At 70.7% G+C, this 9729-nt stretch carries 9 protein-coding genes; 8 read left to right on the top strand and 1 reads right to left on the bottom strand.

Translation table 11 applies throughout. From position 1 onward, the window contains the following. The 5 genes from MXD59_RS24920 to MXD59_RS24900 form a co-directional block, all read left to right on the top strand. Positions 1–2969, top strand: a 2969-nt coding sequence (locus MXD59_RS24920) for a type I polyketide synthase (RefSeq protein WP_248827013.1), incomplete at its 5' end; no start/stop codon positions are given. Positions 2970–3012: 43 nt separating this feature from the next. After that, positions 3013–3795 (top strand): thioesterase II family protein, encoded by a 783-nt coding sequence (locus MXD59_RS24915; protein WP_248827012.1) that lies wholly within the window; start codon positions 3013–3015, stop codon positions 3793–3795. 55 nt (positions 3796–3850) lie between these two features. After that, the gene (locus tag MXD59_RS24910; RefSeq protein ID WP_248827011.1) at positions 3851–4813 is read left to right on the top strand and encodes a hypothetical protein; all 963 of its coding nucleotides are present in this window, start codon (positions 3851–3853) and stop codon (positions 4811–4813) included. Position 4814: 1 nt separating this feature from the next. After that, positions 4815–5909, top strand: coding sequence for a hypothetical protein (locus MXD59_RS24905; protein ID WP_248827010.1), 1095 nt, complete (start codon positions 4815–4817; stop codon positions 5907–5909). Between the two features lie 237 nt (positions 5910–6146). Next, complete coding sequence (locus MXD59_RS24900; RefSeq protein WP_248827009.1) at positions 6147–7025, top strand: alpha/beta fold hydrolase; 879 nt, start codon at positions 6147–6149, stop codon at positions 7023–7025. A gap of 635 nt (positions 7026–7660) precedes the next feature. Here the strand turns inward: MXD59_RS24900 and MXD59_RS24895 are convergent. Next, complete coding sequence (locus tag MXD59_RS24895) at positions 7661–8065, bottom strand: HAD family hydrolase (protein ID WP_248827008.1); 405 nt, start codon at positions 8063–8065, stop codon at positions 7661–7663. A gap of 445 nt (positions 8066–8510) precedes the next feature. Between MXD59_RS24895 and MXD59_RS24890 the strand changes: the two genes are divergently transcribed. The 3 genes from MXD59_RS24890 to MXD59_RS24880 all read left to right on the top strand — a co-directional run bounded on the left by MXD59_RS24890 (position 8511) and on the right by MXD59_RS24880 (position 9629). Continuing rightward, positions 8511–8843: an ArsR/SmtB family transcription factor gene (locus MXD59_RS24890; protein ID WP_248827007.1), complete on the top strand. Its 333-nt coding sequence runs from the start codon at positions 8511–8513 to the stop codon at positions 8841–8843. Beyond that, entirely contained in the window at positions 8840–9109 is a 270-nt protein-coding gene (locus MXD59_RS24885; RefSeq protein WP_248827006.1) for a hypothetical protein, read from the top strand. The genes MXD59_RS24890 and MXD59_RS24885 overlap by 4 nt, the downstream gene beginning before the upstream one ends. 157 nt (positions 9110–9266) lie before the next feature. After that, the gene (locus tag MXD59_RS24880) at positions 9267–9629 is read left to right on the top strand and encodes a helix-turn-helix domain-containing protein (protein ID WP_372512201.1); all 363 of its coding nucleotides are present in this window, start codon (positions 9267–9269) and stop codon (positions 9627–9629) included. Positions 9630–9729 lie beyond the last annotated feature (100 nt).

The following is a 9729-nucleotide window of genomic DNA, read 5'->3' as shown; positions in this document are numbered from 1 at the left end:
CCCTGCGCGCCGCCGCCGCCGCCGGCCGCACCGGGGTCTCCGGCGGCGGGGGGGCCCCCCCCCGGGGGCCGGGGGGGGGGGGGGGGGGGGGGGCGGGCGACGCCCGCGCCAGCCGATTCGCCAGGAGCGACTGCCTGTTCCGGACCTGGTGGGCGCCGGTGACGGTGGATCTCGCGGTTCGGGCTGGAACCGGCCCACCGACCACCGCGGTGCTCGGGCCCGCGCAGGACGGCCTCGTCGAGGGCCTCCTCGCCGGGCTCGTCGCCACCGGCACGCCGGCCCGACTGGCAGAGGAGCTCGCCGACGTGACGGCACCGGGCGTTCCCGGCCCGGATCTGGTGTTCACCCTTGTCCCCGACAGGCACCCGGGTACGGATGTTCCGGGTGCCGTACGGGCAGCCACCGCCGCCGCGCTGGCGCTCGTCCAGCAGTGGCTGGCCGACGCGCGGTTCTCATCCAGCCGGCTGGTGTTCGTGACCCGGGACCTGGTCGCCGCGGACGGCCGCCCCGGGGCGTCGGGGCGGCCCGAGCGGGACCTCGCAGCCGCCGCGGTCTGCGGTCTGGTCCGCTCAGCCCAGTCGGAGCATCCGGACCGCTTCGTGCTGGTCGACCTGGACGATCACGTCGAGTCGTACGCGGTCCTCCCGGCGGCGCTGAGGACCGACGAACCGCGGCTCGCGGTGCATGCCGGGATGGTCCGCGCCGAACGGCTGGTCCGGCTCACCACCCCGCCCGACGTGACGGGGGACGGGACCACGGGAGAGGAGACCGCGGACGACGGCGTGGCGGAGGACGGGATCGCGGGCGGCGCGCCGGTCTGGGCGACGCACGGAACGGTGCTGGTCACCGGGGCCACCGGCACGCTCGGTCGGCTGGTCGCCCACCACCTCGCCACCGCCCACAGGGTGCGGCGACTGCTGCTGCTCAGCCGGCAGGGCGCCCAGGCGGCCGGCGCGGCGGACCTGCTCGTGCGGCTCGCCGCCCTCGGGGTCGACGCCACCCTCACCGCCTGCGACGTCGCCGACCGGGACGCGCTCGCCGGCGCACTGGCGTCCGTCCCGGCCGAGTTTCCGCTCACCGGCGTGGTGCACATGGCCGGTGCGGTCGACGACGGGATCATCGCCGCGCTGACCCCGGCGCGCATCGACGCGGTGCTGCGACCGAAGGCGGACGCCGCCTGGCACCTGCACGAGCTGACCCGCGACGCCGACCTGACCGCCTTCGTGCTGTACTCGTCGGCGGCGGGGGTGTTCGGCAGCGCTGGGCAGGGCAACTACGCCGCGGCCAACGCCGTCCTCGACGCCCTGGCGCTCCAGCGCCGGGCGGCGGGCCAGCCGGCGACGTCACTGGCCTGGGGAATGTGGGAGCAGCGCAGTGCGCTGACCGCCCACCTGGGCGCCGCCGACCTGGCCCGGATGTCGGCCGGCGGGTCGCGACCACTGTCGAGCGAGCAGGGGCTGGCCCTGTTCGACGCCGCCCTGGCGACCGCCGTGCCGGTGGCCGTGCCGATCCAGCTGACCCCCGTGGCCCTGCGCGCACGGTCCGGCCGATCGACGACAGGGGAGCGGGCCGCTGGAACAGGCACTGCTGGAACAGGCACTGCTGGAACAGGCACTGTGCCACCGCTGCTGCGCGGCCTCGTCGCCGGCCCTGGCCTCACCCGCCGGGGCCCCACCCGCCGAGTCGTCGACGCCGCCGTCGAGCGTGGTGCGTTCGCGCGCCGGCTCGTCGGGCTCGCTGAGCCCGACCGGGAGGCGACGCTGGTCGAGCTGGTCCGCACCGACGTGGCGGCGGTGCTCGGGCATGCCAGCACCGACGCGGTGACGGCGCACCGCAGTTTCCTGGAGCTGGGATTCGACTCGCTGACCGGCATCGGCCTGCGCAACCGGCTGGCCGACGCGACCGGGCTGCGGCTGCGGCCCACCGTCGTCTTCGACCATCCGACCCCCGTCGATCTCGCCCGGTACCTGTCCGCCGAGCTGGTCGAGGTCACCATGGACGACGGGCCGACCGCCGGGGGGAACGCGCCGTCGCCGGACCCCATCGCCCCCGGATTCCCCGGATCGTCCGCTCCGGCGGCGCAGGCGAGTGCCGAACCGGCCACCGCGCTGTTTCGCCGGGCCACCGCCGCCGGCAAGATCAAGCTCGGGTTGGACCTCCTGCGGGATGCGGCGCTGCTGCGGCCGATGTTCACCGGCGTCGACGATCTCGCCCGGATTCCCGAACCGGTCCGCATCGCCCGAGGGCCCGCCCACCCGCCGGTCATCTGTTTCTCGTCGTTCGTCGCGCTCGGTGGCGTCCACCAGTTCCTGCGGTTCGCGTCGTTCTTCCGCGGCGAACGGGACGTGTCCGTGGTGGCGCTGCCCGGCTTCGAGGACACCGGCTTCGAGGACACCGAGCCGCTCCCGACCAGTGTCGACGCCCTGATCGACCTGCTGGCCGAGACCGTCGCCGTCCACGGCGGCGGGGTACCGCCCGTCCTGCTGGGTGCATCGTCCGGTGGCCTGCTCGCGGTCGCCGCGGCGCGGGCGCTGGAGCGCCGGGGACTCGACCCGGCGGCCGTCGTCCTGCTCGACACCTACCTGGCCAGCGACCAGGCCATCGCCCAGTTCCAGGACGTGCTGGTCGGCGGGATGTTCGAGCGGGAGGGGGCGTTCGTCGCGATGAACGACACCCGCCTGACGGCCATGGGCTGGTACTGCGACCTGTTCGCGGGCTGGGCACCGGAGCCGATGTCGACGCCCGTCCTGCTCGTACGGGCCTCCGAACCGCTGGTCGATGTCGCACCCGAGGACCTGACCACGGACTGGCGTTCCTCCTGGCCGAGCGCCCACACCGTCCTCGACGTGCCAGGAAACCACTTCACCATCGGCGAGCAGCACGCGGAGGTCACCTCCGGCGTCGTCCGGGACTGGCTCCAGAACACCCTCGGCGAGCAGGCGGGACACATCCGGGCCGAGCGCTCGTGAACGGTGTCGACGGCCATCCTCCGACGACGAAGAAAGGCCGACCATGACCGACATCGCTGTCCTCGAAAGCCTGTGGTTCCGGCGGTTCGCCGCCGCGCGGAACACCGGGATCCGCCTGGTCTGCTTTCCGCACGCCGGTGGATCGGCGACTTTCTACCAGCCTTTCGCGCGGGCCCTGGAATCCGTCGCCGACCTGTGGGCGGTGCAGTATCCGGGCCGCCAGGACCGGCGGTCGGAGCCGCCCTTCGAGAGCATCGACGACGTCGCCGACCAGCTGGCCGGGCTGCTTGGATCCGCCGCCGGCCCGCCGCTGGCGTTCTTCGGCCACAGCATGGGCGCGGTCGTGTCCTTCGAGGTGGCCCGCAGGCTCCGGCGGGCCGGCCGGCCCGGTCCGGTCGCCCTGTTCGTCTCCGGCCGCCGGGCCCCCTCGGTGCCCCGAATCGAGCTGGTCCACCAGGGAACCGACGCCGACATCCTGCGCGCGCTGCGCGAACTCGCCGGAACGGACCCGAGGATTCTCGGCGACGAGGAGATCCAGCAGATGATCCTGCCTGTCGTGCGCGGCGACTACCGGGCCGTCGAGCGTCACCGCCACGTTCCCGGCCCCCCGTTGACCTGTCCCGTCGTCGCCTTCGGCGGGGACGACGACCCCCATGCCTCGGTCGCGGACCTGCGCGCCTGGGCCGACCACACCACCGGCGCCTTCGAGGCGCACGTCTTCTCCGGCGGCCATTTCTATCTGGTCGACGAACTGGACGGCGTGACGGCGGCCATCGCGGAAAACCTGGCTGCCCTTGCCGGCCCGGTCAACGGTGGCCGGAAATAAGCACAGCTCTGTCGTTGACGCCGCCCCGGGTGGCGCCGAATGAAAGGATTCTGAGATGAGCATCGGTTACATTCTCGGCGGCGGAATCAGCCACGATCCGGGTGCCGGATCCGAGCTGTACGACGCCTTCGAGGTGATGCGTGCGCTCTACGCGGACATCAGCGGATGGACCGGTCTGACGCCGGCGCAGATCCGCACCGAGGAGCTGCCCGAGGAGCAGGAGGCCCGTCAGTCGATCGGCGCCATCCGTCAGGCGGCGCTCGCCCTGGGCATCCACGACATCCTCGCGGAGCAGGGCATACGCCCCGGCGCGGTGGGCGGACTGAGCCTCGGCGCGATGAGCAGCAGCTGCCTGGCGGGTTCGATCGACCGGGAGGCGTTCTTTGGCCTGCTGTGGCAGACCCGGAACACGCCGCCCCCGGCACCGGACGCCCCCGCCCAGGGACTCGCGCTCGCCTTCGTGCCGATCGAAGAGGACACCGGGACCTACCACGAACCGGCGCGACCCGGTGTCCATCTCGCCGGCGACTTCGGTACCGCCTTCGACGGCACGAAGGCCATGCTGATGCTCGCCGGCTACCGGGACGCACTGGAGGCGCTGTCCGCGCAGGTTCCACCCGGGACGGTGGTGGTCCTGCCCGGTGTGACGACGGCGGTGCACAGCCCGCTGCGGCAGGCGGCCAACGACTACCTGGCGCCGTACATCGAGGCGGTCGAGTTCCGCGCGCCCACGATCCCGCTGGCGTCCTGCCTGGAGGAGAAGGCACTGACCACCGGCGACCAGGTACGCGACCTGTTCCTGCGCAACGCCGTCACCCCGATCAGCATGGTCCACCTGATCTCGGGCCTCGCGCTGCGCGGCACCCGGCTCGGCGTGGTGGTGGGCCCGGCCGTGCCGGAAGGCGTCATCGCCTTTCCGTTCCCGGTCGTGCATGTGGAGAAGCCGGAACACCTCGCGGATCTGAGCACCGCCATCTACGACCTCGGCATCGACCTCGCGCTCCCACAGGGAGCCTGACATGCCCGCGACGCTGGGGTCGGCGGCGCGGGCGCGGTACGCGGCGCTGACCGAGCAGTGGCTGGCCGAGGACCTCGACGCCTGGACGGCACGGGTCGTACGGCGCCACTTCGACCCCGAGGGAGGCAGTCCCTACTGGCTCGCCCGCGCCGCCGACCTGCCGTTCGACCCGCGCGACATCACCCGCTACGACGAACTGACCAGCTTCGGGCCGTTCCCCCTCGACGTCCTGCGCGAGACGGATCCGACCGCGTTGGTGCCCCGGTCCGTGCCCAGGCCGCTGACCGGGCGGATCTGGGAGTCCGGCGGCACGACCGGCAGCCCGTGCCGGGTCTTCTACACCGAACAGATGATCCTGCACCGGGGAGTGTGGCGGCGCTGGTCGTTCGTGACCGAGGGATTCGAGCCCGAGCGCCGCTGGCTGCACGCCACCCCGACCGGCCCCCACCTGATCGGCCACGGTGCCTGGGAGATCTCCGAGCTCTACGCCTCGCTGGTCTACGGCATCGACATGGATCCCCGCTGGGTCAAACGCCTGATCCGTGCGGGACGGCTCAAGGACGCGGCCGACTACACCGACCATCTCCTCGAACAGATCAGTACGGTGCTGGCCACCCAGCCGGTCGACTACCTGAACACCACCCCGGCGCTGTTCGCGGCGTTGAGTCGCCGCCACCCCGACCTCGCGGGCCGTCTCGCCGGGGCCCGGCTCAGCGGCACCCAGCTCAGCGGGGACATGTACCGCGAGTTCGTCGAGGTCCTGGGCGGCGGCCCGTGCGGGGTCAGCTACGGCAACACCTTCGGCAACGCCGCCAGCCTTCCCGCCGAGCGCGAGGGCGATCTGCTGCCCTACGTGCCCAACTATCCACAGGTCACGATGGCGGTCGTCGACAAGGGCGACTGGCGGCGAACAGTCGGCTACGGCGAGGGTGGCCAGGTACGCCTCACCGTCCTGCACGACGACCTGTTCCTCCCGAACGTGCTGGAACGGGACCAGGCCGTGCGCTACGACACCGGCGACGGCTGGCCCTGTGACGGCGTGGCCAACGTCCGTCCGTTGCAGATCGCCCAGTCGGCGCCGGAGGGACTGTACTGACGGATCCACGCGCCGCCGGCGGCAAGATCCTCTCGCGCGCCGTCGCCGGGACTCCTACAGTGAAAACACGCAGTGTCAATGTGCGGTGACATGGTGCACTGGCTCCGTGTCACCGCACCGAGGCCCGCGCGGATCCTGTTGTCCTGGCGGAACATGTTGCTCTCCGGTGCCGGGTCGTGGCCACCGGGTAGCGCCGGTCCGGCCTGGCAAGCTCCTTCGACCACCTCGGATGGTGCGATGAACAAGGTCGGTAGTGTGATGCGGACCGCGCACCCGGATCCGGTGAACGCAACGGTGCACATCCGCGGAGCGCGGCTCGCGTACAGCGACGAGGGTTCGGGACCCGTGGTGGTCCACGGCCATGGTCTCCTCCAGAGCCGGGCCACCGAGCGAGCGTCGGGAATGTTCGACTGGACACCGGTCGTCGCCGCCGGACGGCGGTTGGTGCGCTACGACGCCCGCGGCCACGGCGAGTCGACCGGTACGCCGACCCCCGCCTCGTACACCTGGCCGCAGCTCGCCGGCGACCTCCTTGCCCTGCTCGACCAGGTCGCCGGCCCGGAGCCGGTCAGTGGGATCGGCTGCTCGCTGGGCACCGCCACCCTGTTGCACGCCGCCGTGCGGGAACCGGGTCGCTTCGATCGGCTGGTCCTGACCGCTCCGCCCACCGCCTGGACCTCCCGGGCGGCCCAGGCCGACCTGTACCGGCTTGCGGCTGACCTCGTGGAAACACGCGGATCCGGCGCTCTCGCGGAGCTCGCCGCCCGGTCCCTCGCCGCTCCGGCGTTCGCCGATCTCCCTGATCTTCCCGGCCAGCCGTCGGCCCCCGCCGTCGGCGAGGAGCTCCTCCCCGCGGTCCTGCGGGCCGCCGCGGCCTCCGATCTTCCCACCGAGCAGGACCTGACCGCCCTCGACCTGCCCGTGCTGATCCTCGCCTGGGCCGGTGATCCCGGGCATCCGGTCTCCACGGCCGAACGACTCGCCGAGCTGATGGCCGGCGCACGGCTCCACGTCGCCGAATCAGGGGCTCAGCTGCGACAGTGGGGCGTGACGGCGGCACGGTTCCTGACGCCCGCCGCCAGGTCGCGGACACCTGCGGGCCGCCCGACCCGGTAGGGCTCCAGAACCCCGATGTGGATGATGAACTGCACGTTTGCCCGCCGGACGAGGCCTGCGTCGGGCGGGCTGGACGGTTGCGGTGTGGCCGCTGCTCTACGCCCTGACACGGAGTGCCTTCGGGCTGATGTTGTTCCGGGTCCATGGGAGGTTCTGTTGCATCCGACCGGGCAGGTTCTCGTGCTGTTGGCCGAACCTAGCCGGTCCGCCGCCCGGCTAGGCAGTTCCCGGGCGGTGCTCACGGGTTCTGGGATCTCTGGCTGGCCGAAGCGCGCACTCGGCCCGGCGCCGACGCCGCCAGGGGAGCAGCACGCCTGCCCGTAGTTCACAAAGGTGCAGGTGGAGGGTATGTGGGGTAATGGCCCATCATGGCGGGGGAGTTGGACCCCACACCCTATATGACCAGGTCAGAGACCATGTTGATCTCAAAAGGTTGTGTCCGAGGGGGGAATCGAACCATTACCCCACCGCCGGTCACCCTGTCCGATGAGCTCATTCTCGCAGGTCAGGGGGAGTTCGGGCGGTGAACGGCGTGCCTTCCACGCTACCTGCCGACCAGGGGGTAAGGCCGTTCGTTCTGTGCGTGGTCGCCGTGCTGATCGCCGGCGTGGTCGCGTTGCGTCTTCAGATTCCTCTCAGGAGGTCAGGCCGTCACATAAGTCCGCGATGCAGGGCTCGCCGGCCGGTACCGGGTGGCGACCTGTGCGGTCGATCGGCAGGGCCCTCGGGTTCCCCGCGGCGAGTGTGCCCTGGGTGTTGGCGGCCGGGTCTGGACTCGCGACGCCGGTCTCTCCGGACAGCGCGATGACGTCGAGCAGCTTGACCAGACCCAGCACCTGCAGTCTTCGCCGTTGGAGCCAGCCGTCTGTTTTGGACAGCAGGGCCGGGTGCATGCCTTCGGCGCGCAGGGTCTCCAGGCATGGCAGTACGTCCGGGTACAGCCGCCGCCCTGTCTCGGCGAGCGCGGTGCGTTGCTGTTCCATCCGGTCGAGTTCGACGTCGGGCACCGGGTGATCGAGCGTGGTCAGCATTGCTGCCATGCGGGTACGCCGCGCAGCTACGTCTCATGGCTGAGCGTGTCATCCAAGTAGAGCGGGTGCAGCGTGTCCATCAACACCAGCCAGACGTGGGGGTCGGCATCGGCGCCGAACAGTCTGTGCAGGCTTGCTACCGCGTTCGCCGAGCCCGCCCGCGCCGTCTGATCCTGGTCGCCGAGGCCCTGGTGTGCGCTGGATCCTCCGAACCTAACGGTCCCACCGGGGGCCAACCAGCTGTCGGCCGCGTTTCCGTCAGATGGGCGGCGAGGGGCAATCGCAGGCACGCTGAGCGTGGTCAGCTGCTCCCGCACCCCGGACGGGCGGGCGCCTGGTCGGTCCACGCGAGGTGATCGGCGGCGGAACGCAACGTCGGACCGGTAGACGGCGGCAGTAGCTGGCCGTCCCGGCATCTGCTAATGTTTATTTGCATGTGCTACAAGGTCTTGCCGTGACGGCTTCGGAACTGCCAGGGGACGAACTGGTGCAGGTGCTGGGGACGCTGGCCAACCCGCACCGGTTGCGGGTCCTCGCGGTGCTGGCTGCCGGGCGTAACTATGTCAGCCAGCTCGCCAGAGAGCTGGGGATCAGTCGTGCGTTGCTGCAGGTTCATCTGCGCAAGCTCGAGGCGGCCGGGCTGGTGACCGCACACCTGGAGCTCTCCGCGGACGGCAAGGCGCTGAAGTTCTATGAGGTCACGCCGCTCGACCTCCATCTGACGCCGGAGGTCATCATGATCGCGGCGCGGACCCTCAGCCCATCGGAGAAGAGAGTAGAGGAATGAGCACAACTGACTGGCAAGAAATTATCGGGACCATCGGGATCTTCTCGCTGATAGCCATCGTGATCGTCGTGTCGATCTGGCAGTTCGCATCGACCCGTCGTGCGAAGATCACACTTGCCCGCGAAGGCGAATACCGCAGGATCGCAGATAGGTCCCTGCTCGTCCAGGAGGCTGTCGAACGCCAGCTCGCCGAGTTGGGTGGGCGGGTGGCGGAGATGCAGGCCCGGCTGCAGACGCTCGAACGGGTCCTGAAAGAGGTGGAATGAACCTTTTCCGTCCTGGTTCTTTGAATTGGAGGCCGGATCAGTTCGGTTGATGTTGCGTCAGGTTTGACCGCGGGTTGTCCGCGCGCAGACCAGAAATGGAGGAGTCCCCGGTAGGTCACAAGGTGTCGAAGCCTGTGTTCCCTGACCGAGGACTCCGTTGCTCACCTACCCCGGACGTATCGCCCTGCCCGAGTCGACCCTGGACTTCCTGACCGAACAGCTCAAGGCCCGCCGGGACCGGCTGGGTACCTGGCGCAGGCTCCCGGCCCGCGAGCAGGCGCTGCTCGTGCTCGCGCACCTGCGCAACGGCGACACCTACGAACGCCTCGCCGACGGGTTCGGCATCGGGGTGGCGACCGTCTACCGGTATGTCCACGAAGCCGTCGACCTGCTCGCCGACCTGGCCCGCAGCCTGACCGCCGCCCTGTGGGCACTGGCCTGGACCTGGAACAACTTCGCAGTGCTCGACGGCACTGTCGTACGCACCGACCGCCTCGGCGCCCTGAACACGCTGTACTAAGAAGAACGAAAGTAACTGGACATGGATGGCACATTGTGATTTAATTCTTGCATGCGGGAGACGGACGGCCGGAAACTAGACCATGCCACGCTTGAATCTA

This window comes from Frankia umida (genome assembly GCF_023242945.1).
GTDB classification, from domain to species: domain Bacteria; phylum Actinomycetota; class Actinomycetes; order Frankiales; family Frankiaceae; genus Frankia; species Frankia umida.
This window is presented reverse-complemented; position numbering and strand designations above follow the sequence as displayed.